This is a genomic window from Lentzea waywayandensis, assembly GCF_900115955.1.
GTDB classification, from domain to species: domain Bacteria; phylum Actinomycetota; class Actinomycetes; order Mycobacteriales; family Pseudonocardiaceae; genus Lentzea; species Lentzea waywayandensis.
Genome location: NZ_FOYL01000005.1, coordinates 323,067 through 345,552, shown reverse-complemented (window position 1 = coordinate 345,552; position 22,486 = coordinate 323,067). Strand labels below are relative to the sequence as shown.

At 68.7% G+C, this 22,486-nt stretch carries 21 protein-coding genes; 13 read left to right on the top strand and 8 right to left on the bottom strand.

Features of this window, described 5'->3' with window-relative positions:
* Positions 1 to 30 precede the first annotated feature (30 nt).
* Both BM417_RS21765 and BM417_RS21760 read left to right on the top strand, forming a co-directional pair.
* Complete coding sequence (locus BM417_RS21765; protein WP_093597228.1) at positions 31 to 603, top strand: carbonic anhydrase; 573 nt, start codon at positions 31 to 33, stop codon at positions 601 to 603.
* Between the two features lie 14 nt (positions 604 to 617).
* Positions 618 to 1,946, top strand: coding sequence for a SulP family inorganic anion transporter (locus tag BM417_RS21760; protein ID WP_093597225.1), 1,329 nt, complete (start codon positions 618 to 620; stop codon positions 1,944 to 1,946).
* Positions 1,947 to 2,003: 57 nt separating this feature from the next.
* On the opposite strand, the gene BM417_RS21755 is transcribed toward BM417_RS21760, so the two are convergent.
* Positions 2,004 to 3,257 carry a CHRD domain-containing protein gene (locus tag BM417_RS21755; RefSeq protein WP_093597223.1) on the bottom strand — a complete coding sequence of 418 codons (1,254 nt, stop codon included), beginning with the start codon at positions 3,255 to 3,257 and terminating at the stop codon, positions 2,004 to 2,006.
* A 165-nt stretch (positions 3,258 to 3,422) separates the two neighbouring features.
* On the opposite strand from BM417_RS21755, the gene BM417_RS21750 reads away from it, so the two are divergent.
* Both BM417_RS21750 and BM417_RS21745 read left to right on the top strand, forming a co-directional pair.
* A complete protein-coding gene (locus tag BM417_RS21750) occupies positions 3,423 to 3,872 on the top strand; it encodes a COG4315 family predicted lipoprotein (protein ID WP_143138747.1) in 450 nt (149 codons plus the stop codon).
* Positions 3,873 to 3,956: 84 nt separating this feature from the next.
* Positions 3,957 to 4,769, top strand: coding sequence for a DNA/RNA non-specific endonuclease (locus tag BM417_RS21745; RefSeq protein WP_093597217.1), 813 nt, complete (start codon positions 3,957 to 3,959; stop codon positions 4,767 to 4,769).
* A 19-nt stretch (positions 4,770 to 4,788) separates the two neighbouring features.
* Here BM417_RS21745 and BM417_RS21740 read toward each other — a convergent pair whose 3' ends face one another.
* Entirely contained in the window at positions 4,789 to 7,662 is a 2,874-nt protein-coding gene (locus BM417_RS21740; RefSeq protein ID WP_093597214.1) for an NACHT domain-containing protein, read from the bottom strand.
* 52 nt (positions 7,663 to 7,714) lie between these two features.
* Positions 7,715 to 9,634 (bottom strand): helicase-associated domain-containing protein, encoded by a 1,920-nt coding sequence (locus tag BM417_RS21735; protein WP_093597211.1) that lies wholly within the window; start codon positions 9,632 to 9,634, stop codon positions 7,715 to 7,717.
* Between the two features lie 75 nt (positions 9,635 to 9,709).
* On the opposite strand from BM417_RS21735, the gene BM417_RS21730 reads away from it, so the two are divergent.
* Positions 9,710 to 10,360 carry a DUF2461 domain-containing protein gene (locus BM417_RS21730; RefSeq protein ID WP_093597209.1) on the top strand — a complete coding sequence of 217 codons (651 nt, stop codon included), beginning with the start codon at positions 9,710 to 9,712 and terminating at the stop codon, positions 10,358 to 10,360.
* On the opposite strand, the gene BM417_RS21725 is transcribed toward BM417_RS21730, so the two are convergent.
* Entirely contained in the window at positions 10,305 to 10,652 is a 348-nt protein-coding gene (locus tag BM417_RS21725) for a VanZ family protein (protein ID WP_093597206.1), read from the bottom strand. The two genes, BM417_RS21730 and BM417_RS21725, sit on opposite strands and share 56 nt — an antisense overlap.
* Before the next feature lie 64 nt (positions 10,653 to 10,716).
* Here BM417_RS21725 and pyk point away from each other — a divergent pair, with 64 nt between their 5' ends.
* The 3 genes from pyk to BM417_RS21710 are packed head-to-tail and all read left to right on the top strand — an operon-like array spanning position 10,717 to position 13,653.
* Positions 10,717 to 12,141: a pyruvate kinase gene (pyk, locus tag BM417_RS21720; protein WP_093597203.1), complete on the top strand. Its 1,425-nt coding sequence runs from the start codon at positions 10,717 to 10,719 to the stop codon at positions 12,139 to 12,141.
* 9 nt (positions 12,142 to 12,150) lie between these two features.
* Positions 12,151 to 13,062, top strand: a complete 912-nt coding sequence (gene tesB / locus BM417_RS21715; RefSeq protein ID WP_093597200.1) for an acyl-CoA thioesterase II — start codon at positions 12,151 to 12,153, stop codon at positions 13,060 to 13,062.
* Positions 13,063 to 13,119: 57 nt separating this feature from the next.
* Positions 13,120 to 13,653: a Uma2 family endonuclease gene (locus BM417_RS21710; RefSeq protein ID WP_143138746.1), complete on the top strand. Its 534-nt coding sequence runs from the start codon at positions 13,120 to 13,122 to the stop codon at positions 13,651 to 13,653.
* On the opposite strand, the gene BM417_RS21705 is transcribed toward BM417_RS21710, so the two are convergent.
* Positions 13,650 to 14,159, bottom strand: coding sequence for an Lrp/AsnC family transcriptional regulator (locus BM417_RS21705; protein WP_093597194.1), 510 nt, complete (start codon positions 14,157 to 14,159; stop codon positions 13,650 to 13,652). The two genes, BM417_RS21710 and BM417_RS21705, sit on opposite strands and share 4 nt — an antisense overlap.
* A gap of 60 nt (positions 14,160 to 14,219) precedes the next feature.
* Here BM417_RS21705 and BM417_RS21700 point away from each other — a divergent pair, with 60 nt between their 5' ends.
* Positions 14,220 to 14,813 (top strand): LysE family translocator, encoded by a 594-nt coding sequence (locus BM417_RS21700; RefSeq protein WP_093597191.1) that lies wholly within the window; start codon positions 14,220 to 14,222, stop codon positions 14,811 to 14,813.
* Here BM417_RS21700 and BM417_RS21695 read toward each other — a convergent pair.
* On the bottom strand, positions 14,796 to 15,098 hold the full coding sequence (locus BM417_RS21695; RefSeq protein ID WP_093597188.1) for a DUF2218 domain-containing protein: 303 nt from the start codon (positions 15,096 to 15,098) through the stop codon (positions 14,796 to 14,798). The genes BM417_RS21700 and BM417_RS21695 overlap by 18 nt on opposite strands.
* 121 nt (positions 15,099 to 15,219) lie before the next feature.
* On the opposite strand from BM417_RS21695, the gene gndA reads away from it, so the two are divergent.
* Together gndA and dacB are read left to right on the top strand one after the other, a co-directional pair.
* Positions 15,220 to 16,650, top strand: a complete 1,431-nt coding sequence (gene gndA / locus BM417_RS21690; protein WP_093597186.1) for an NADP-dependent phosphogluconate dehydrogenase — start codon at positions 15,220 to 15,222, stop codon at positions 16,648 to 16,650.
* Positions 16,647 to 18,182 carry a D-alanyl-D-alanine carboxypeptidase/D-alanyl-D-alanine endopeptidase gene (gene dacB / locus BM417_RS21685; protein ID WP_177320525.1) on the top strand — a complete coding sequence of 512 codons (1,536 nt, stop codon included), beginning with the start codon at positions 16,647 to 16,649 and terminating at the stop codon, positions 18,180 to 18,182. The genes gndA and dacB overlap by 4 nt, the downstream gene beginning before the upstream one ends.
* A gap of 55 nt (positions 18,183 to 18,237) precedes the next feature.
* Here dacB and BM417_RS21680 read toward each other — a convergent pair whose 3' ends face one another.
* A complete protein-coding gene (locus BM417_RS21680) occupies positions 18,238 to 20,451 on the bottom strand; it encodes a SulP family inorganic anion transporter (RefSeq protein WP_093597180.1) in 2,214 nt (737 codons plus the stop codon).
* Positions 20,452 to 20,912: 461 nt separating this feature from the next.
* Positions 20,913 to 21,230, bottom strand: a complete 318-nt coding sequence (locus tag BM417_RS21675; RefSeq protein WP_093597178.1) for a hypothetical protein — start codon at positions 21,228 to 21,230, stop codon at positions 20,913 to 20,915.
* Between the two features lie 165 nt (positions 21,231 to 21,395).
* Here BM417_RS21675 and BM417_RS21670 point away from each other — a divergent pair, with 165 nt between their 5' ends.
* Together BM417_RS21670 and BM417_RS21665 are read left to right on the top strand one after the other, a co-directional pair.
* The gene (locus BM417_RS21670; RefSeq protein WP_093597175.1) at positions 21,396 to 22,241 is read left to right on the top strand and encodes a helix-turn-helix domain-containing protein; all 846 of its coding nucleotides are present in this window, start codon (positions 21,396 to 21,398) and stop codon (positions 22,239 to 22,241) included.
* Between the two features lie 22 nt (positions 22,242 to 22,263).
* The gene (locus BM417_RS21665) at positions 22,264 to 22,455 is read left to right on the top strand and encodes a DUF397 domain-containing protein (protein WP_245822060.1); all 192 of its coding nucleotides are present in this window, start codon (positions 22,264 to 22,266) and stop codon (positions 22,453 to 22,455) included.
* The last annotated feature ends 31 nt before the right edge of the window (positions 22,456 to 22,486 follow it).

Sequence of the window (22,486 nt, the reverse complement as noted above, 5' to 3'; positions counted from 1 at the left end):
AACACTTTTCCTTAGCAGTGAGGGACTCCCATGGACTTCCATCGCTTTGTTCAGCATGCCCGCGCACACGCCGCATCGCGTTCCCGCGCACTCGGCCGCAAGCTCGCCGCTGGTCAGCAACCCACCACGATGTTCATCACGTGTGCCGATTCGCGCATCGTCACCGCCGCGATCACGGGTGCCGAACCCGGTTCGTTGTTCGAGCTCCGCACCGCGGGCAACGTCATCCCGCCCTACTCGCTCACCGCGCCGTCCAGTGAGATGGCCACGATCGAGTTCGCCGTGCTGCAGCTCGGTGTCAGCGAGATCGTCGTCTGCGGCCACTCGCACTGCGGTGCGGTGGGCGCGTTGAACGGCGGCGGCATCGACCACCTGCCCGCGATGCGCGGCTGGCTGCGTCCCGGACGGCCGCGCAAGTCGTCCGATCCGGCGATGCGGTCGGAAGGACAGGACCACGTGCGCGTTCAGCTGGAAACCCTGCTGGCGTACCCGTTCGTGGCCGAGAAGGTCGCTTCGGGTTCGTTGCGCGTCCACGGCTGGTTCTACGACATCGAGACCGGCCAGGTCTCCGCGTGTGCCGAGCACGCTTTCCTTCCGCTGTAGGGGTTTCTGACGTGATGAAGAAGTACTGGACCGATCTCGGCGCGTCGGTCGTAGTGTTCCTCGTGGCGCTGCCGTTGTGCGTGGGCGTGGCGGTGGCGTCCGGGGTGCCGGCCGAGCTCGGCATCGTGACCGGCGTGGTCGGCGGCATCGTCGTCGGCCTGCTGCCGGGCAGCACGATGCAGGTGAGCGGGCCGGCCGCCGGGCTGACGGTGCTGGTGGCGGATGCCGTGTCCCGGCACGGAATTCAGGCGCTGGGCGTGATCGTGCTCGGCGCCGGGCTGCTCCAGGTGGCGCTGGGCTTAGCCAGGTGCGGACGGTGGTTCCGCGCGATCTCGCCGTCGGTGGTGCAGGGCATGCTGGCGGGCATCGGGCTGGTGCTGATCCTCGGTCAGCTCCGGCACCTCGTGGTGTCCCCGGCCGCGCTGGCGCTGGGCCTGCTCACCGTGCTGATCATGCTGCTGTGGCAGCGAACTCCGCTGCGGGTCGTGCCGGGCATCCTGGTCGGCGTGGTCGTCTGCACCGCGCTGGCGGCGGTGTTCGCGTCGGACGTCGACCGCATCACGGTCGGCACGCTCTCCACGGACGTGCACCTGCCGGACTTCTCGTTGCTGGACACCGGAGTCATCGGCACAGCGGTGGTGTTCGCCCTCGTCGCCTCGGCGGAGTCGATGTTCAGCGCGGCAGCCGTCGACCGCATGCACAGCGGCCCGCGCACGCGGTACAACAAGGAACTGGTCGCGCAGGGCGTCGGCAACACGATCTGCGGCATGCTCGGCGCGTTGCCCATGACGGCGGTGATCGTGCGCAGCGCGGCCAACGTGTCGGCCGGAGCCCGGACGAAAGCGTCCAGGGTGCTGCACGGTGTGTGGCTGCTGCTGTTCGTGGTGCTGCTGCCGGGGTTGCTGACGCTGATCCCGGTCGCCGTGCTGGCGGCCGTCCTGGTCCACGCCGGGTGGAAGCTGCTGGGCCTGCGGGAGGTCGTCACGTCGTGGCGCACCGACAAGGCTGAGAGCTTCATCTTCGTCCTCACGGCCGGTCTCATCGTGGCGACCGATCTCCTGACGGGCACCGTGGCCGGTCTGCTGGCCGCTGTCGTCAAGACCGCCTGGGACGTGTCCAGGCTGCAGGTGACCGTGACGGCGGAGGGCGTGGCGTTGCGCGGCAACGCGACTTTCCTGCGGTTGCCCGTGTTGCTCGATGAACTGGACCGGGTCGACCGCGAGCACGTCCGGATGGACCTGAGCGGGGTCCGGCACCTCGACCAGGCCTGCGGACAGGCGATCGACCAGTGGGTCGACGAGTCGCGGCGGGCGGGCAAGACCGTCGACCTCGTCGGCAGGTAGCAGAAGGCGCCGCGACCGTGGGGGTCGCGGTCGCGGCGCCTCTCATTCAGTTGGTCACTAGTGGGTCGTGAACTGCCCGCGCACCGCACCACCGGGGAACGCCGCCGTGTGGATGTTGGAGTAGAAGTCCTTGGGCGACTGGCGAAGCGCGTCCAGCGTGGCCTTGTCGGCGGCGGCCGTGCCCGAGACCGCGAAGATGCCGTTCGGGACGGCGGTGCCGAAGAACGTGATCTTCACGGCGCCGTTCACGCCCTTCGCGCCCTGGTGGACGTGGCCGAGGGTCGGCGCGTCGACGTTCACCCAGGCCAGCGAGAAGTCGACGCCGGTGGCGGTGGGCTGCACGAACGTGATGGCCTGGCCGTCCGGGTCGCCGACCTTCGGGCCGTTCTGCACCGGAACCTCGTTGCGGCCGTTGGAGAACGCGCGGAGCTTGCCGCCCTTGATGATGTCGAGCGGGTTGATCTGCTTGGTCAGCGGCTTGAGCTGGCCGCGGACCGCGCCACCGGGCTTCTCGGTGCTGTGCAGGTTCACGTAGAAGCCGGCCGGGTTCTTGCGGATGTCCTCGGCGAGCTTGGCGTCGACCACGGTCTGACCGGCAGCGGCGCCCAGCGTCTCGGGCATCGGGGTGGTGAAGAGGTTGACCTTGACCGCGCCGTTCTGGCCCGCAGCGCCCTGGTGGATGTGGCCGAGGGTGAGCTGGGCCGTCTTCTTCCACTCCAGTGCGAACGTCACGCGGTCGCCGCGCACCTCGACCAGCGCCTTCGCCGAGGCGTCCGCGTCGCCCACGGCCGGGCCGCCGGCGGTCGGGACCTCCTGGCGGCCGTCCAGCTCCGCGGAGAAGAACACGGGCTTGCCGGTGGCGGGCTTGACCGGCTGGTTCGGGGCCTGCGGCGTGGTCTGACCGGGCGCGGGCGGGGCCGTGCTGTGGCCGCCGTGCCCGGCGCCGTGGTCCGGTGCGCCGCCGGACTTCGTGGCGGTCGGCTTCTGCGCGGAACCACCGGCGTCGATGTTCAGGGTGGGGCCGTCGGCGGTGAAGAACTCGAAGGCAGAGCCGCCGTTCTTCACGACCACGCGGACCTCGATCTGGCCGCGGCCGGGCTTCACGGTGAAGGTGCGCGACTCGCCCTTCTTGGCGCCGTCGAGGCAGCGGCCTTCCAGCTGGTCGGCGGCGCAGAAGCTCGCCTCGTAGCCGGCGGTGTTCGTGATCTTCACGGTGACCGCGTCCTGGGCGGCGGACGCCGGCGTCACCACGGCGAGTCCGAGTGTGGCGCCCAGAAGGCATGCGGCAGCGACGTTTTTGTTGACAGGCATGGGATGTACTCCAAGGCTCCGCTGTGGGAGTCGGGGGGTCTGGCGGACCCGACATGACCAACACGGACGTCGGTCAGATTCGGTTCAAGGAATTCTCCGCTGAACCGAAGGGCGTCTCATTACGTGTCAACGTCGGAACAGGACACACCCCGCGAGGAGACGAAGATGCGCGCACGTATGGGAATTCTGCTGCTGCCGGTGCTGCTCGCCGGACTGGCTGCCTGCGGAAACGAGGCACCGCAACAGGATTCGCGGCAGGAGGCCCCGGTGAAGGTCGAGGTGAAGATCGCGCAGTCCGACCTCGGACCGATCCTCGTCGACCAAACGGGACGGACGCTCTACGCCTTCACCAAGGACGAGAACAAGTCCAGCGCGTGCGACGCCGACTGCATCGCCGTGTGGCCCGCGCTCACCGCCGAGTCCAAAGTAGACGCCAAGGACGGCGCCGACGTGCAGCTCGTCTCGCAGATCGACGAGAGCTCGCAGGCTGTGTACGGAAAGTGGCCGCTCTACTACTACGTGGGAGACCAGGTCGCCGGCGACGTCAACGGCCAAGGCGTCGACGAAGAGTGGTTCGCGATCGCCGCGGACGGGAAACTGGTCAAGAAGAGCTGATGAACACTAGGCCGTTCGGGTGTATCTGGCTAACGGCTCTGTGAGAGATGTCGACCCTGAAGATGAACCAGTAGGGGGCGACACATGACCAGCGCAGGCTTCGACGCGAAGTTCCTCGGCACGACTGCCGGGATCCCGGTCCTGACCGACTCGGGAGCGGCCGACGCGGTCGAGCTCGACGGCTCGACCACGATCGACTACACGCACTTCTCACTCGCGATGAGCAAGTCGCGCAAGTTCGCGAGCTGGGTCGCGTGGAACATCGACGGCGGCGAGATGAAGGCCCTGAGCCGCAGCAACATCCCGTTCGTCAAGGACCCGCGCGTCCCGGCCGGGTTCCAGACCGGCGACGAGCTCTACCGCGACAACAGGCTCGACCGCGGCCACCTCGCGCGTCGCGCCGACCTGTGCTGGGGCCCGAAGGCCGAGGCGCAGAAGGCGAACAGGGACTCGTTCTTCTTCACGAACATCACGCCGCAGATGGACGACTTCAACCAGAGCACCAAGGAAGGCCTCTGGGGCCGGCTCGAGGACGCGGTGCTCGCCGACGTCGACGTGGACAACCTCAAGGTCAGCGTCTACGGCGGCCCGGTCTTCAACGCCGACGACAGGGTGTTCCGCAGCGTCGCGATCCCGCGTGAGTTCTACAAGGCGATCGCGTTCGTGGTGGACGGCGAGCTGCGCTGCAGCGCGTTCCTGCTCACCCAGAACATCGTCCTGGCCGAGGCTCTCGACCTGGACGAGTTCCGGGTGTTCCAGGTGTCGCTGACCGAGCTGGAGAAGCGCGTGAGCCTCACCTTCCCCGCCGAGCTGCACGCCGCCGACACCGCGTCGGTGCAGCTGCTGGACGAGGCTGAGCGCAAGCCGCTGGACAGCCTGACCGACATCCAGTGGTGACACGTCCGCCGGCCCGGCGTCACGTCGTGACGCGCACCCCTGGCAGTTGCCCGCGCAGCTCCTCCAGCCGGGCAGCCGATTCCGGCTGATGCACCACGAGGTGCTCCAGCACCGGCAGGACGTGCAGGTCGTCCGCCGCCGGTACGCCGAACACCTCCAGCGTCGTGATGGTCGGCCACCGCTCCAACCCCGCCAGCGAGTAGGGCGGGCGGTGGTCGATCGCCAGTTCGCGCAACGCGGGCAGGCCTGGCAACGCGCCCAGCCCCTCGTCGGTGACCGAGTCGCGGATCTGCAGGCGCCGCAGCGCACCGCCCTCCAGCGAGTCCAGCTCGACCCGGCTGAAGTGCAGGTGCAGCTCGTCCAGGTCCCTCACCGGCGACAGGTCGATCCGCCCGAGCGGACGGCACCGGCTCAGGTGCAGCTCCTTCAGCGAACGCGACCCGGCCAACGGCGACAGATCGCGCATCACCTCGTTCTGCCACAGCTCCAGCCGGTGCAGCGACGGCATGCCGCCCAACGGGTCGAGCGGGTTGATGTTGCCGATGCACCGCACGTACCGCAGCTTCTCCAGGTGCATGATGAACTGGATTCGGTGCCAGCCGCGGACGTCCACCCGCCGGTCACCGAAATCCACTTTGGACAGCACGGACTTCGCGTACTTCTCCGCGTCCGGCGTGTTCCGCCACGCCCGCAGCAGCTCGTCGATGACCATCGCGTGATCGACGGCCACGAACTCCGCGATCCGCTCCCACGCGGCCTCGCCGCCGATGTTGGCCAGCGTCCGCACGACGTACGCGGCCCCGGCCGAGTCCCCGGCGGCCTCCGGACCCGGCAGCAGGTCCACCACGAACGAGCCCGCCTCGGCCAGCGCGTCGGCGTGCGCGAAGCTCTTCGGCGGGATCAGCGACGCGGCGGCGGCCGTCACCTGGGCCCGCGCGGTCTCCGGTTCGATCACGTCGGCCTGGTCGAGGCACGCCAGCGCGAGCAGCCGCAGCTTGTCCCGCCCGCGTTCGTCCTTGCGCGTGTCGTCGTTGCCCGCCAGCAGGTCCATCAGCACGCGGGCCCGTTCGCGCGGCCGGGCGTGCGCGACCGCCATCACCACGACGTCGTGCCACTCGTCCAGATGTGCCCTGTCCACCAACAGGTTCAGGTCACCGGCGTCCACGACCTCCTTGGCCGCCAGGTAGTCCCGGAACGTCCGGTGCACGAACTGCACGCGTTCGGACGCCACCTCCCGCAGCAGCCCGGCCCGTTCGAGCAACCGCTGCATCGCCTCGTCCGGGTCGATGTCGTGCGACCGCAACCCGCGCATCGCGTTCCCGAGCCGGTGCACGGCCTCCTCGCGGGGAACCATCAGCTCGCGGTTGCGCACGAGCGAGTACGCGAACCGTTGCAGCAGAACGAGCTGCTCCTCCTTGGAGAACGACGGCAGCGCGAGCCCGCGGTCCTCGTCCCACCGCACCAGCAACAGGTCCAGCGCGGCCTCGTACAGCGATCGGCGATCGCGTGGCAGATGCATGTTCCGGTCCTGGTGCAACGCGCACAACAGGCCTGCGAGCAACGGGCTCGACGCCAGTCGCCGCAGGTCCGGCCGCTTCACGAGCGTCGCCACCAGCCGTGCCTCGCACTCGGTCAGCCACACCCGCGCGTCCCGCGTCAGCCCCGGCTCGTCGCGGGCGGCGGTGTGCCAGGCCTCCACGAAGTCGCGCACACCCTTGTCGCTCAACGGCAACAGGTCGAACGCGCTGAAGCCGACATCCTCCAGCCAGTCCTCCGGCACCGCGGCCGGCCGGGTCGTGATCGCGTACCGGGCGTCCGGATAGGCGTTGACCAGCTTCTCCAGCCACAGCCGGGCCTCGGCCCGCCGCTCCCACACCAGCTCGTCCACACCGTCGATCAGGACGACCGCGCGCCCCTCCTTGAGTCGCGCGGTGACCCACCCGGACGGCTTCTCCTCCTCGATCATCGAGGCGGTCGACGAGATGAACTCCTCCGGCTTCGGCAGCGACGCGTACTGCCGCAGCGGCACGAAGAACGGCACCAGCCCGAGCCACTCGTTGCCCGAGGTCCGCGTCTCGCCCAGCGCGTTCATCGCGAGCCAGCGCAGGAACGTCGTCTTGCCCGCGCCGGCGCCGCCCCGGATCAGCACCCGAGGCGTGTCCGCCAGCGCCGCCGCCACCGGCAGCCCGGCCCCGGTCAGCTCGTCGGTGTCCCCGACCCGCGCCACCGCCAGCGACACGTACGAGGTGTCGAACGACTGCCGCCGCGGCGCCCGCCCGCGCGACACCCCGAACAGCTCCAGCCCGCCCAGCGCGTGCGCGACCTGGTCGGCGTAGCGGTCCTCGAAGTCCCGATGCGACGCCGTCAGCGCGAGTTGCCGCTGGTCCGCGAGCCGTGCCACGGCGTCGGCGGTCGCCCGGCCCATCCGGTACATCTCCACCGCGAGCCGCCGCGCGTACTCCGGCTGCGACCACACCAGTTCGACGACCGCGACGCACACCCTCAGCAGCAACGCGTCGTAGACGGCCGTCGCCTGCTCGGACAGCCCCGCCGCCCGCCGGATCTGCTCCGACTTGGACATCACGTGGGCGCGCAGCGACTCGGGCGTCAGCATCACCCGCAGCGCCTCCTCCGGGCGCAACGGCAGCGCGGCCTCGATGGACTCGCGCGCCGCCTCCACGGCGGCCTGCCACTCGTGCTGCTCGACGGCACTCAGCTCGCCGCGCGCGAGCTCCGAGCTGACCCGCTCGACCAGCGGTCCCGGCCTGGTCAGCTCGCGCTGGCGCTTCTTGTCCTTGGCGCCTCTGTGCACGACGTCGAAGAGACCGAGCAGCACGCGCTCCAGCACGGTCTCCAGCACCATCAGCAGTCCGGCGGAAAACGGGTCGGCCACACGTCCAGTATCAGCAGGTGATCACCGCACGCCGGAGGACTTCACCAGCTGTTCATTCTGGTAGCGCGACCTTGCGGACGTGCCCGATGTCGAACTCCCTGCTCGTCCCGTCCTCGCAGTCCGCGCTCAGCACGCCTTCGAGGTGCTTGGTCGGCACGATCACGTGCGTGTCGGTCCGGCGTGGCCCGGTCGCGTACTTGATCTCGACGCGGCTCCCGTCGACCAGCGCCGACGACAGCAGCACGACCTCCTCGTCACGCAGGAAGACGTTCTGGTCGCGCAGCATCCGCGCCGCGTTGGCCCGCGGCGCGCCGGGTCCGACGCTCGGCCGTTCCTGCTCCACCAGCCGCACCGCGAGCTGGGTCAGCTCCAGGTCGTTCATCTCGGTGCGCCACCACCGCTCCGGCTTGCGCTCGCCCCGGGCGGACGCCCGCAGCCGGCCGACCCTCTCCACAATGGACTTGTCACCGGCGTCCAGCCCGGTCGGCGCGTATCCGCACCGGCGCAACGCCGCGAGCGTCTCGGCCATCGGCTGGGCCGACGCCAGCACGGTCGGCGCGAGGAACCGCAGCTTCAGCGACGCGAGCCGCTTCGACCTGGCGATCTCCTGCAACAGCGTGGGATCCGAGCCCCGCACACAGCTCGCGACGTCCGTCACCGTCAGCTGCCCGTGCCGCCGCGCCACGTCCTGCACCTGGTACTCGATCACCTGCGGCAACGCGGCCTCCGACACGGCGTTCAGCTTCGTGAGCACCTCGTCGGCGGACAGCCCCGAGTCCAGGGCGCGCCGCACCGACCCGGCGGACAGGCGCCACACCCGTGCGGCGTCGTTGTCCTCCAGGTCCGCCACCAGGTTCAGCGTCGCGCTCAGCTCCGGTGACGGCAGCCCGTTCACCACCGCGGTCATGTCCGTCTGGAACGCGGCCTTCTCCGTCGCCGGGGGCATCAGCTCATCGGCGGCGGCGTCGACGTCACCGTCGTGCAGCACCGCCACGCCCAACGGCGTGAGCGCGCCGCCGGCCACCAGTCCCAGCGACTCCATCTCGCTGATCACCGCCGCCGTCGCCCGCGGGTCGTGCACGGCAGGGCGTTCCCAGACGAGATCGTCGACGAGTTCGTTGATGTTCGTGAAGGATTCCTCCGCCGAGAACCGCTCCAGCGCGCCGCGGCGCAGCACCAGCCCGGCGGCACCGGTGTAGTCGCGCAACGCCGCCCGCGCCTGGTCCGGTTCCGGCCGCCAGTCCATCCGCCGCCACGCCGCGACCAGCGCCGCGAGCCGCGGACCCGGCTGCGAGTCGAGCCACGCGTCACCCTGGTTCGTCGGCAGCAGCCGCGACCGTTCCACGCCGACCAGCTGGGCCTCGGCCGCGAGCTCCAGCCACAGCCGCAGCACGCCGTCCGAGACCCGCAACGCCCGCGCTACCCGCCGGATCTCCACGGTCGCCACGCCACCGGTGTAGCGGGCGTCGAACGTGTCCTGCTCGCAGTACGCGAGCAGCCGCGCCACCCCGTCCACAGTGGACATCGCGGGCACGATCGGCGAGATCCCGGACGCCTTGCGCCTACCGGGGGCCTTCGGTCGTAACGTCAGCTCGCCCTGCGCCGCGCCGCTCGTCCGCACCGAGTTCACCGCGATCAGCCGTGAGCCCTCCGGCCAGGCCAGCGCCCGCTGCTTCAGCTCACCGAGCGCCCGTTCGAAATCAGGGACCGTGCAGTGCAGTTCGGCACACACCGAGTCGACGGTCCCGGTGTTGTTCTGCGCCACGATCGCGCCGAGCACGTCGAGCGCGCCCTGGTCCAGCGTGTCCTCGACGGCGTGCACCGAGTCGGAGTCGGTCAGCTGCGTCGCGAGGTCCTTCAACGTCCGGATGAAGCGGTCGGCGACGTCACGGCGGTACAGGAGTATCGCGGCCACCTCGTCCGGCCCGAGTTGGAGGAGCCAGGTCGCGAGCGCGTTGATACGGCGGGGCATTCACCGGATTATGGCCTGATTGTGTGTTCTCAAACGAATTTTCACGCACATGGGCGATCCGCCTAGGCTGACTCGGTGACGTTCGACGGTTTCGGCGAGTACGCCATTGACTTCTACGACGGCCTGGTCCTGGACAACACGAAGGCGTACTGGGACGACAACAAGGAGACCTACCTGCGCGACGTGCGGGCTCCGATGGAGGCGCTGCTGCTCGCGCTGGAGAAGGAGTTCGGCGAGGGCAAGGTGTTCCGGCCGTACCGCGACGTGCGGTTCGCCAAGGACAAGACGCCGTACAAGGACCACTGCGGCGGCGTCATCGAGAAGGGCCGCGGCGGCGGCGCGTACTACGTGCAGCTCAGCCCCGAGGGCCTGATGACCGGCGGCGGCTCGTTCCACATGCAGCCGGACCAGCTCGCCCGGTACCGGGCCTCGGTCGGCGCGCACGGCGTCCTGCTGCGCAAGATCGTGGACAAGCTGGTCAAGCAGGGGTGGACGCTCGCGGGCGACGTGATGAAGTCGAAGCCGCGCGGGTTCGCCGACGACCACCCGCACCTCGACCTGCTCAAGCACCGCTCGATCTACGTCCGCAAGGTCTGGGAGCCGGACGACGTGCTGCACGAGCCGGGCTGCCTCGACCGGGTGCGCAAGTCGTGGAGGCAGCTCAGGGACTTCAACGCGTGGTGCGAGGACCACGTCGGCGTGAGCGAGTCCACCAGGTCGCGGTAGCCCAGCCCAGGCCGATCCCGACGACGTCCACCAGCGCGTCGAGCACGTCGCCGCTGCGGTGCAGGGGCGTGACCAGCTGCTGGAGCACCTCCGAAACTCCTGCGTAGATCACCAGCAACGGCAAAATGTGAGGAATTTTCGCGTACAGGCCGGTGAACGCGAGCAGCGCGAACAGCAGCGTGTGGACCACCTTGTCCGTACCTGGTGGCGAGCTCGGCACACCTGACTCGGGGGTGAACAGCACGACGACGCTGAGCAACGCCGCGATCACGAACGGGAATACTCGAGCCATGGTCCGAACATTACCGAGGAGTAGTTCGGGATCGGTCCAGGAACGAGGTCTACTCTCTCTAAACGTGAGTCGACGCGCAAAGATCGTCTGTACCCTCGGTCCCGCCACTGGCACGCCGGACAAGGTCCGTGACCTGGTAGCGGCCGGTATGGACGTGGCCAGGATGAACTTCAGCCACGGCAGCCATGCCGACCACAAGCAGGTTTACGACATGGTCCGCGCGGCAGCCGACGAGTCCGGCCGCGCCGTGGGAATCCTCGCCGACCTCCAGGGCCCCAAGATCCGTCTCGGCCGTTTCGCCGCGGGTCCGGTGGACTGGAACACCGGCGACATCGTTCGCATCACCGTTGAGGACGTCGAGGGCACGCACGACCGCGTGTCGACGACGTACAAGGAGCTCGCGAAGGACGCCAAGGTCGGCGACCGCATGCTCGTGGACGACGGCAAGGTCGCGCTCGTGGTCGTGGATGTCGAAGGTTCCGACGTCGTGGCCGAGGTGACCGAGGGCGGTCCCGTCAGCAACAACAAGGGCCTCTCGCTGCCCGGCATGGACGTCTCCGTGCCGGCGCTGTCGGAGAAGGACATCGAGGACCTCGAGTTCGCGCTCTCGCTGGGCGTGGACTTCATCGCCCTGTCGTTCGTGCGTTCCCCGGCCGACATCGACCTGGTCCACCAGATCATGGACCGCAGCGGCAGCAAGCGCCTCCCGGTGATCGCGAAGATCGAGAAGCCGGAGGCCGTGGACAACCTCGAGGCCATCGTGCTGGCCTTCGACGGCGTCATGGTCGCCCGCGGTGACCTGGGCGTCGAGCTTCCGCTGGAGCACGTCCCGCTGGTGCAGAAGCGCGCGATCCAGATCGCCCGCGAGAACGCCAAGCCGGTCATCGTCGCGACCCAGATGCTCGACTCGATGATCACGAACTCCCGCCCGACCCGCGCCGAGACGTCCGATGTCGCGAACGCGGTGCTCGACGGCGCGGACGCCCTGATGCTGTCCGGTGAGACCTCGGTCGGCCGCTACGCCATCGAGTCCGTGCAGACCATGGGCCGCATCATCGAGGCCGTCGAGACCGAGTCGGTCGTCGTGCCGCCGCTGACCCACGTCCCGCGCACCAAGCGCGGCGTGATCTCGTACGCGGCCCGCGACATCGGCGAGCGCCTCAACGCCAAGGCCCTGGTCGCGTTCACGCAGTCCGGTGACACGGTCCGCCGCCTGGCCCGTCTGCACACGCACCTGCCGCTGCTGGCGTTCACGCCGGAGCCCGCGGTGCGCTCGCAGCTCGCGCTGACGTGGGGCACCGAGACGTTCCTGGTCCCGCGCGTCGAGTCCACCGACGAGATGGTCCGACAGGTCGACGTGGCCATGATCGAGATCGGCCGTTACCAGGCCGGTGACCTGATGGTGGTCGTCGCCGGATCGCCTCCTGGCACCATTGGGTCGACGAACCTCATCCGGGTGCACCGGCTGGGGGAGGACGACCACGCGTAGGAGCTTGACGTGACCGAGGCTGCCCGAGCCGCTGCTACGAGCCCATCAGGCTTGAGCGGACAATCCGCAGTGGACGACCTGGTCGCGTTGCTCGACCTGGAACGCATCGAGGAGAACATCTTCCGAGGCGTGTCGCCCGCCGAGTCGCCAGTGCGCGTCTTCGGCGGGCAGGTGGCGGGCCAGGCCCTGGTGGCCGCCGGTCGCACGGTCCCGGTGGAACGGCGGGTGCACTCGCTGCACTCGTACTTCATCCGGCCCGGCGACCCCCGCGTGCCGATCGTGTACGAGGTGGACCGAATCCGGGATGGACGGTCCTTCACGACCCGCCGCGTCGTCGCCGTGCAGCACGGCAAGGCGATTTTCGCGTTGTCCGCCTCCTTCCAGCTGGAGGAGCAGGGCAACGAGCACTCGTCGCCGATGCCGGAGGTGCCGGACCCGGAGTCGCTGCCGACCTGGGCCGAGGCGGCAGAGGGCTACAGCCTGCACACGTCGAAGTTCCCGCGCCCGATCGACGTCCGCTACGTGACCGAGCCGCCGTGGGAGTCGCGTGAGGACGGTCCCGGCGAGGCCGCGTCCCGCGTGTGGATGAAGGCCGACGGCAAGCTGCCGGACGACCCGATGCTCCAGCTGTGCATCATGACCTACGCCTCGGACATGACGTTGCTGGACGGGGTTCTGGCGCGGCACGGCGTCTACTGGGGACTGGACAAGGTCCTCGGAGCCTCTTTGGACCACGCGATGTGGTTCCACCGGCCTTTCCGGGCCGACGAGTGGTTGCTGTACGACACGTCTTCTCCGTCTGCCTCGGGGAATCGTGGGCTGGCCACTGGGCGGTTCTTCACCCGGGACGGGCAGCTGGTGGCGACCGTGGTGCAGGAAGGGCTGATCCGGGTGATCAAGTCGTCACCTGATGGGGAGTGAGTTCGCACCCCTGTTCGAGTGATCAAGGTCGGCTCTCGCCGCGTCGATGATCCAGTGGTGATCACGACGCTGGCCGGTTACGACGCCATGTCCGAGGACGACTGCAGGCGGCACGAACTAGTTGACGGCGAACTGGTGGAGATGCCGCCGCGGACCCCAAGGCATCAACGAGCACTCATGATGCTCACGAATCAGTTGGACGAGCAGCTGCCGGCCGGGCTGCGTGTCGTGCACTCGTTCGACGTTCTGCTCAAAGACGGCAGCTGGCCGTTGATGCGCAAACCTGACGTGGTGGTGGCGTCGATCCGAGCCTTCCGTGATGAGGTCACCCGGTTCGATGCTGCGGACGTGGCGCTGGTGGTCGAGATCATGTCGGAGGAGTCGGAGGACGTCGATCTCCGGATCAAGCTGCGCGAGTACGCGGCGGCCGGGATCCCGAACTATTGGATCATCGCTCTCGATGGTCCCGCAGCCATGGCCGCGTACTCCCTCGCGGACGGCTGGTACGAACTCGCGGAGGGTGGCACCGGAACGCTCGACGTCGTGGGCCCGTCGCCGATGACGCTGAACCTGGACGAGTTGATCCGCTAGTCCGCACGACGCCGCCGGTGAGTCGGCCGCAGGTTCGCCGGCGGCGTCAAAGCACGGGTCTCCACCCGCTCCAGCACCACCGAACTGGTCAAATTCCGCACCTCCGTCCGCGAAGCGATCTTGTCCATCAGGAACGCCTGCAGATGCGTGGACCCGGCAACGGCGATGTGGATCAGGAAGTCGGCCTGCCCGGAGACGTGGAAGATCGACCGCGTCTCGGGCTGCGCCATCACGAACGCCCGAAAGCCGGCCACCACGGCACGGGTGTGCGGCCGCACGTTCACCGAGATCACGGCCTCCAGCGGCAGCCCCGTCGTCGCCGGATCCACCACGGCGTGGCACCCCGTGATCACGCCCAGATCCCGCAGTCGTCGCACCCGCTGCAGGCACGACGACGGCGCCAGCCCGACGATCTCCGCCAGCGCGCGGTTCGGCAGGGTCGCGTCGTTCTGCAACTCCTCCAGGATGTGCCAGTCGACCGAATCCAGTTCGGCTTGTTCGCGCATAACCGAACATCGTACTGACCTGCTGGAACTCGTACGAACAAACCACAGACGATCTGCGCCATGCACATCGCGTGGACGTCGTTCCTGCTGGCACTCGTGGTGATCACGGTCGTGCCCGGTCCCGACTTCGTACTGGTCATGGGGAACGCGGTCCGGAGCTTCAGGAAGGGCGTCGAGGCGGCGCTCGGGGTGCTCACCGGGCTGCTGATCCACGCGACGCTCGCGACGGTCGGGTTGTCCGCGCTCGTGGCGGCGGCCCCGGCGGCGTTGTTCGTGGTCAAGGCGATCGGCGCGCTCTACCTCGCCTACATCGGCTTCATGACGCTGAAGACGGCGAACAAGCCGATCGAAGAGCAGCCTCAGCAGAAGAACGTGTTCCTGCGCGGCATGCTGTGCGACCTGTTGAACCCCAAGGTGATGCTCACGTTCCTGAGCCTCATCCCGCAGGCGATGGACCCGAACGCCGCGCCCCTTCCGCAGGCGGCCGTGCTGAGCGCGGTCACGGTCGGGGTGTTCGCGGTGTTCTGGGTCATCGTGGTGCCGTTGGCGCGTCAGCTGGGCAGGCTCTTGAGCAGGCCCAGGACGCGCGCGGTGTTCGAGAGGGTCTGTGGGACCGCTCTCATCGGGCTGGCGGCGTCAGTTCTCGCTACCTGAGTCCCACGTGACGGACAGTTCGTCGCGCGTTCCGAAGCGGACGAGGTGCCGTTCCACGACATCGCGCAGCCGAGCCACGTCCTCCTCCGACGTGCAGACCACGCGCATGATCAACGCGTCGTCCGAGGCCTCGAACTCCGCGAGGCCGGCCGAGAAGCGGACGAAGCCGCGGGTGTCCTCCCAGGACCCTTCGAGGTCCTTGGCCGTGAAGTGCTTCACCAGCTGCGATCCGTACCTGGGGGCACGGTCGGTCGCCGAGCGTCCCACGCTCGTGAATTCCGTCATGAAGCCAACTTACGCCTAGCAATACGTACCGGCACGTGACGCGGTTCACCTGGCAAAACGGAGTCTGAGAACACCCTGTGACGTCTCGCGTAAAGGCGGAGAACACGGCAGGCTGTCGCGTATGACGGAAGGCAAAGCACGTATCGCGGTCACCGGTCTTGCCACCATGGGCAGCAACCTCGCGCGGAACCTCGCGCGGCACGGTTTCAAAGTGGCCGTGCACAACCGGACGCCCGCGAAGATGAAGGCCCTGCTCGACGAGCACGGCCACGAGGGCGACTTCGTCGGCGCCGAGACGCTGCAGGATCTGGTCGACAGCCTGCAGACGCCGCGCCAGATCATCATCATGGTCAAGGCGGGTGGCCCGACCGACGCCGTCATCGACGAGCTGAGCGGGATCCTCGAACCCGGCGACATGGTCATCGACGGCGGCAACGCCCACTTCAACGACACGCGTCGCCGTGAGGCCGCGCTGAAGGAGAAGGGGCTGCTGTTCGTCGGCGCCGGCATCTCCGGTGGCGAGGAGGGCGCGCTCAACGGCCCGAGCATCATGCCGGGCGGTCCCGCCGAGTCCTACAAGCACGTCGGTCCGGTCTTCGAGGAGATCGCGGCCAAGGTGGACGGTCAGCCGTGCTGCGTGCACGTCGGGCCGGACGGCGCCGGGCACTTCGTGAAGATGGTGCACAACGGCATCGAGTACGCCGACATGCAGCTGATCGCCGAGGCGTACGACCTGCTGTCCCGCATCGGCGGCCAGACGCCGGCGGAGATCTCCGAGGTCTTCACGCAGTGGAACTCGGGCGACCTGGAGTCGTACCTGGTCGAGATCACCGCCGAGGTCCTCAAGCACGTCGACGCGGACGGCACGCCGCTCGTCCAGGTCATCGAGGACGCCGCGGAGCAGAAGGGCACCGGCCGCTGGACCGTGCAGGAGGCGCTGGAGCTGGGTGTGCCGGTCACCGGTATCGCCGAGGCCGTGTTCGCGCGCAGCCTGAGCGGTCACACCGACCAGCGCAAGGCCGTGCGCGAGGCGTTCGGTGCCAGCGAGGTCGTCGCGAAGCCGGACGCCGAACTGGTCGACGACGTGCGCCAGGCGCTCTACGCGTCGAAGGTCGTCGCGTACGCGCAGGGCTTCGACATGATGCGTGAGGCGTCGAAGAACTTCGACTGGAACATCGACCTCGGTGCGATGGCGACGATCTGGCGTGGTGGCTGCATCATCCGAGCGCAGTTCCTCAACCGCATTCGCGAGGCCTACGACGTGAACGCCGACATCGAGTCCCTGTTGGTGGACAACTACTTCCGGGACGCGGTGCAGAACGCCGAGGCCGCGTGGCGCCGGGTTGTGGTGCGAGCAGTGGAATCCGGCGTGCCGACGCCGGGCTTCGTGTCCGCTTTGGCCTACTACGACGGACTCCGCTCGGAACGTCTGCCGGCCGCGCTTGTGCAGGGACAGCGGGACTTCTTCGGGGCACACACGTACCGGCGTACGGACAGGCCCGGTAGCTTCCACACGTTGTGGTCGGGTGATCGATCAGAGGTGGAAGCGTGAAATTAGGCATTCTGGGGGCGGTCGTCGCTGTGACGGCAGGGTTGACCCTGACGTCCAGCGGCGGCGCCGTGGCGGTCGGCAACGAGGCCCTCACGGCTGATCTCGACACGATCCTGGCCGACAACGCGCTGAAGGGCGCGGATGTCGGCCTGGTCGTGCGGGACGCCAACTCAGGTGAAGTGATCTACACCAGGCAGAGCAGCAGGCGTTCCCAGGTGGCGTCGAACATGAAGCTGCTCACCACGACGACGGCGCTGGACCTGCTGGGTCCGGACTACCGCTGGAAGACCGAGCTCGTCTCGGCCGGTACGAAGACCGGGACGGCGCTCAACGGCGACCTGGTGCTGCGTGGCGGCGGCGACCCGACGATGTCCCGGCTGCGCTACCAGCAGCTCGCGGACACGTTGAAGGCCAGTGGCGTCACCACGGTGAACGGCGCGCTCGTCATCGACGACACCAAGTTCGACGCGCAGCCGTACGGCTCGGGGTGGGCGTGGGACGACGAGCCGTACTCCTACAGTGCGGAGACGTCGGCGCTCACGCTCTCGCCGGACGCGAAGTTCAGCGCGGGCACCGTGGTCGTGCGCGTCAAGCCGGGCGCCGCGGCGGGCGCCCCGGCTGTCGTGACGACCGAACCGGCGAACGACCACGTGCAGATCGTGTCCACGGCGACGACCGGCAACGGTGGCGTCTCCGTGGAACGCGAACACGGCACGAACCGGATCTTCGTCAGCGGTTCCACGTCCGTCGAGACCACCGCGCTCGCGTCGGTCAAGGACCCGACCGGCCTCGTGACGTCGGTGTTCCAGAAGGCCTTGCAGGCCAACGGGATCACCGTCACTGGTGGAGTGAAGAGGCAGAAGGCGCCGGCGAACGCCGCCGTCCTCGCGACCGACACGTCGATGACGCTCAGCGAGCTGATCGTCCCGTTGCTCAAGAACAGCAACAACATGCTGGCCGAGGTGCTGGTCAAGACCGCGGGTGGCTCGTTCACCAACGGCATCAACCAGCTCAGCACCAAGTGGTCCGGTCTGGGCGTCGACCCGAACGCGGTCGAGGTCTTCGACGGTTCCGGCATGTCCCGGCTCGACCAGTTCTCGCCGGACGACCTCACCTCGGTGCTGGTCAAGGCGAAGACGAAGCCGTGGTTCGCCGCGTGGCAGGCGTCGCTGCCGGTCGCCGGTGTCGACGGCACGCTGGTCAACCGCATGAAGAACACCCCGGCCGCGGGCAACGTGAAGGCCAAGACCGGGTCGCTGTCCGGCGTGTCCGGCCTGTCCGGCTACGTGAAGACGCAGGCGGGCCGGGAGCTGGTGTTCTCGGTGGTGCAGAACAACGTCCTGTTGTTCAACAGCCCGAAGAACATCGAGGACAGGATCGCCGTGCGCCTGGCCTCCGACGGCGGCACCCAGCTGGTGTCGCCGCAGGTCCAGTCGGTGCCGCAGCAGCGCAAGGCTCCGGCGCAGGACCGCACCGAGGTTCCCGCGAAGGAGCGCTTCGACGTGGAGTGCTCCTGGATCGGCACCTGCTAGAAGAACGTCGCAAGTGGAGCCGCCCCGAGCGTTCTCGGGGCGGCTCCTCGCTTTTCTACGCCGGTGCCGACACGGGTTCGAGCCCGTTGCGGTCCGGGTCGACCAGGTACACGCGGGCGTTCGAGATGTCGAAGTACATGCCCTTCAACGTGAGCGTGCCCGCCGTGATCGCCTCCCGCACGCTCGGGTGGGCGAGCAGGTTGTCCAGCTGCTGCGCGACGTTCGCGACGGCGAGCCGGTCGGACACCGGCAGTTCCGCGCAGCCGGGCGAGGTCGGCGCGTGGAACCGGATCAGCGACGGTTCGGCGTTGCGCAGCCACGAGTGCAGGTGCGAGCCGCGGGACGCGGACCCGTTCACCAGGGCCTTCATCGCGCCGCAGTCGGAGTGTCCACACACGACGATCGTGCTGACGTTCAGGATCTCCACCGCGTACTCGATCGCGGCCCCGACCGAGCTGTCGTCCGACGACGGCATCGGCACCAGGTTGCCGATGTTGCGCACGCAGAACAGGTCGCCCGGCCCGGACGTGGTGATCAGGTTCGGCACCACGCGGGAGTCCGTGCACGTGATGAACAGCTGCTGGGGCCGCTGCCCGCGCACCGCCAGCTCGTGCAGGAACGGCCGCACCAACGGCGCGGAACGGCGTTCGAACTCGTGCATCCCGCGCAGCATCGGATCGCCCTCGGCGGACGACCGCTGCTCCGGCAGCGTCACCAGGCCGGGCGTGCCCTGCCAGTGCGACCACGGTGCGAACCAGCGCGGCAGCGGGCCGGGCAACGTCTTGCGCCGCCCCGGTTTGCCCTGGTTCGCGCGGTCGTACCAGGTGTCGTGCACCTCGTCGACCTGAACCCGGCCACCGAGCCGTTCGTAGCCCTCGCGCCAGTCGTTGATCGCTTCGTAGGACGCGTGGTCCAGGTAGTCGACGTGCAGCTCCAGCACGACGGTCTCGCCCTGCGGCATCCGGCGCAGCTCCCGCACGAGCCGCCCGACTCCCAGGAACACCAACGATCCCCGCACGTACACGCGGTTGCGCTCGACCCGCACCGAGCAGTGCGTCAGCCGGTACAACGCGCGCAGCAACGCGATGGCGAGGCCGGCGACCACGCCTTCCAGCAGTCCGAAGAGGACGACACCGAGCGCGGTCGCCGCGTAGACGAGGAACTCCCGGTGCTGCACCAGGTTCCGCATCCGGGCGACCGACACGAGCCGGCACCCGACGACGAGCAGCACGCCCGCCAGCGCCGACAACGGGATCAGCTCCAGGGCCGGGGCGAACGCCAGCACCGCCACCGCGATCCACACACCCTGGAAGATCGCGGCGTACCGGGTCTTCGCGCCCGCCGCGACGTTCGTGGAGCTGCGTGCCAGGCCACCGCTGATCGGGAACCCGCCGAGCGCGCCCGCGAGCACGTTGCCGGTGCCCTGCGCGATGAGCTCCTTGTCCAGCCGGGCGCGCGGCCCGTCGTGCAGCCGGTCCGTGGCGACGGCCGACAGCAACGACTCCATGCTGGCCACCAACGCGACCGTGACGATGGCCATGACCACCGTGCCGGCACTTCCTTGAGGCATCTCGGGGAACACCAGCGCGTGGCTGTCCGGCAGGTCGACCCTGGCGACGTCCAGACGCAGCACGAACGCCAGCGCGGTGGCCAGGGCGACGGCGACCAGCGGCGCGGGAATCACGCGGGCGCGCGGAACACGGGGCCACAGCAGCAGAACCGCGATCGCCACCGCACCGGCCAGCACCGACCCGAGTGAGGCTCCGGCCAGTTCTCCCGGCAGCGACGCGAGGTTCGCGGGCACCGTGGACGCCGCCGTGCCGCCCAGCACCACGACGAGCTGCCCGACGGCGATGGAGATGCCGATGCCCGCGAGCATGCCGTGCACCACGGCGGGGGACAGCGACAGCACCAGGCGGCTGATCCCGGTGAGCCCCAGCGCGAGTTGCACCACGCCCGCGGCCAGCGTGATCGCCGCGGTGGCCGCCCACCCGAACTGCGCGACCAGCCCGGCCACGATCACCACGAGCCCGGTCCCCGGCCCGCTGATCTGCAACGGCGCTCCGCTGATCGCGCCGACGACCACGCCGCCGATGATCGCGGAGATGATCCCGGCCATCAGCGGTGCGCCCGTCGCGTGCGCGATGCCGAGCGACAGCGGGATCGAGATGAGGAACAGCACGAAGCTCGCGGGCAGGTCGTGCTTCAGGATCAGCGGTGGACCGTGCGGGGTGTGGTCGCCGGTGTTGGACCTGGGCTGATGGTTCACGAGATTTCCCTTTGCTGAATAGCGGCATAGCCCTGTGCGACGGATGCACAGGGCGGGGAGGGGAGGTGAGCTGGGAGATGCGCTCTGGTGGCGTGGCTCAGAACGTTGCCGCGAGGCACCCTGCCGAGCGTGAATTCACCGTCGGCGTTCTGAGTCGCGCCACCAGGCGCTCTAAGGGCAGCATGCGGCGCGGCCGGACGGCTGCGAGCGCGTCGGCGCGGTCATGCGGGGTCGGCACGGGAACACCTCCGTGTCGGCACAGGCATCGTGGGGCGGGATCAGGCCGCGTCGCCCTCAATGATGAGGCCGGAATCGGTGCTGTGACAGATCTTTCAGCCAACCGTGTTGATCTTGGGCGGCGCCGTCACGCGAGGTGATCACGAAGAAGGGCCGGCTCCGGTCGGGGGGTGCGGAGCCGGCCCAAGTCGGGTCGGAGCTGAAGAACTATCGAGTTCCGGAAATCAGCCTACCGAGCGCAGATGCTTGCCGTGCGCAGTCTCCTGGCCGACGACGGTCAGGATCAGCTGCGCCGAGAGATAAGCACGGCACGGTGCGGGCATTCGCCGTGAGAACCAGCCGCGCTTGCAGGTCGCGCACCGGCCGTGCTCGTCGGGCTGGTGCTCGTCGAGCAACGCCTTCACCACCGCGACCACCCTCGGCAACTCAACCCTGGCGAGTACGAGAGCGGTCTGGTCGTCGCCACGTGCGGCGAGGTCGGTGAGTGTGGCCAGGTGGGAGTGCAGCGACTTGTCCAGTTGGCTGAACACCGTGACGGCCATCAGGCTCAGAGCTCCAGTCCTTACGTAAGCAGCCCCAGCAGACTGTCGCGTCGAACCTGCGATCTGCAAGTTGCAGTACACGAATGGATGACGTCTCTTTGCGACGAGCTCCTTTGCTCTCAAACTGGGTACGACCAGGAGCGTGGATGACACCCAGGAGGAGTCATGCGGGGCAGCAGCCCGACCCTGCGCAAGCGCCGGCTCGTGACCGAGCTCCGGCGGCTGCGTGAAGTGGCCGGGCTGACGATCGAGGAGGTGGGCGAGCGCCTGGAGTGCTCGGCCTCCAAGATCAGCCGCATCGAGACCGGCCGTGTGGGGGTGAGCCCGCGTGACGTGCGGGACATGCTCAACGCCTACGGTGCGGACGCCGCCACCCTCGAGGAACTGGTTCAGCTGGCAAGGGAAGCCCGTCGCAAGGCGTGGTGGGACGAGTTCGGCGACATCGTGCCCGGTCGTTACGTGGGGTACGAGGCCGACGCGGACTCGATCAGGACTTACCAGGGGCTGATGATCCCGGGCCTGCTGCAGTGCGAGGCGTACACGAGGGCGTTGATCTCGCAGGTGCTGCCGGACGCGCGCACCGCCGAGATCGACCGTCGCGTCCGGTTGCGCAAGGCCAGGCAGGCCCTGCTCAGCGAGGACGACCCGTTGCGCCTGCACGTCGTGATCGACGAGGCCGCCCTGCGCCGGCTCGTCGGCGGCGCCGAGGTGATGCGCGTGCAGATGGCGCGTCTTCTCGAAGTCGGTGCGTTGCCGAACGTCACGATGCAAGTCGTGCCGTTCAGCGCCGGTGGTCATGCTGCGATGGACGGCCCGTTCGTCATCCTGAGCTTTCCTGAGCAGCTCGACTCCGACGTCGTGTACATCGAAAGCACCAGAAGCGGCGTCTACCTGGAACAACAGTCGGACGTCCATTCCTACGCCGAGATGTTCGAGCGTCTCGTGAGCTCCGCCATGACCCCGCGGGAATCGGCAACCCTGATCACGGAGATCGCTCGCACTCTCGCGTGACTGCGACCGGAGAGTGAACAGAGTGGAAAGCTTGCGTTGGCGCAAGAGCAGCAGGTCGTCGGCCGGTGGGCCCGAGTGCGTCGAGATCGCGCTCGTGTCGTCCGGCGCGGCCGTCCGTGACAGCAAGAACGCGGACGGGACGCGGCTGAGGTTCGGCGGCGCGGGATGGGACACGTTCCTCGCTGCCGCGAAGACAGGCTCTTTTGTCAGCTGATCGAAAGACGACGACGAGGAAGGCCCCGGCT

What these genes read in the sequence shown, in the direction of transcription:
- BM417_RS21725 (WP_093597206.1), bottom strand. Translation starts at nt 10,652, where the DNA reads ATGGCTCGAGTATTCCCGTTCGTGATCGCGGCGTTGCTCAGCGTCGTC.
- BM417_RS21670 (WP_093597175.1), top strand. Translation starts at nt 21,396, where the DNA reads ATGCGGGGCAGCAGCCCGACCCTGCGCAAGCGCCGGCTCGTGACCGAG.
- BM417_RS21755 (WP_093597223.1), bottom strand. Translation starts at nt 3,257, where the DNA reads ATGCCTGTCAACAAAAACGTCGCTGCCGCATGCCTTCTGGGCGCCACA.
- BM417_RS21745 (WP_093597217.1), top strand. Translation starts at nt 3,957, where the DNA reads ATGACCAGCGCAGGCTTCGACGCGAAGTTCCTCGGCACGACTGCCGGG.
- BM417_RS21735 (WP_093597211.1), bottom strand. Translation starts at nt 9,634, where the DNA reads ATGCCCCGCCGTATCAACGCGCTCGCGACCTGGCTCCTCCAACTCGGG.
- BM417_RS21700 (WP_093597191.1), top strand. Translation starts at nt 14,220, where the DNA reads ATGCACATCGCGTGGACGTCGTTCCTGCTGGCACTCGTGGTGATCACG.
- BM417_RS21760 (WP_093597225.1), top strand. Translation starts at nt 618, where the DNA reads ATGAAGAAGTACTGGACCGATCTCGGCGCGTCGGTCGTAGTGTTCCTC.
- gndA (WP_093597186.1), top strand. Translation starts at nt 15,220, where the DNA reads ATGACGGAAGGCAAAGCACGTATCGCGGTCACCGGTCTTGCCACCATG.
- BM417_RS21695 (WP_093597188.1), bottom strand. Translation starts at nt 15,098, where the DNA reads ATGACGGAATTCACGAGCGTGGGACGCTCGGCGACCGACCGTGCCCCC.
- BM417_RS21750 (WP_143138747.1), top strand. Translation starts at nt 3,423, where the DNA reads ATGCGCGCACGTATGGGAATTCTGCTGCTGCCGGTGCTGCTCGCCGGA.
- BM417_RS21675 (WP_093597178.1), bottom strand. Translation starts at nt 21,230, where the DNA reads ATGGCCGTCACGGTGTTCAGCCAACTGGACAAGTCGCTGCACTCCCAC.
- BM417_RS21765 (WP_093597228.1), top strand. Translation starts at nt 31, where the DNA reads ATGGACTTCCATCGCTTTGTTCAGCATGCCCGCGCACACGCCGCATCG.
- BM417_RS21705 (WP_093597194.1), bottom strand. Translation starts at nt 14,159, where the DNA reads ATGCGCGAACAAGCCGAACTGGATTCGGTCGACTGGCACATCCTGGAG.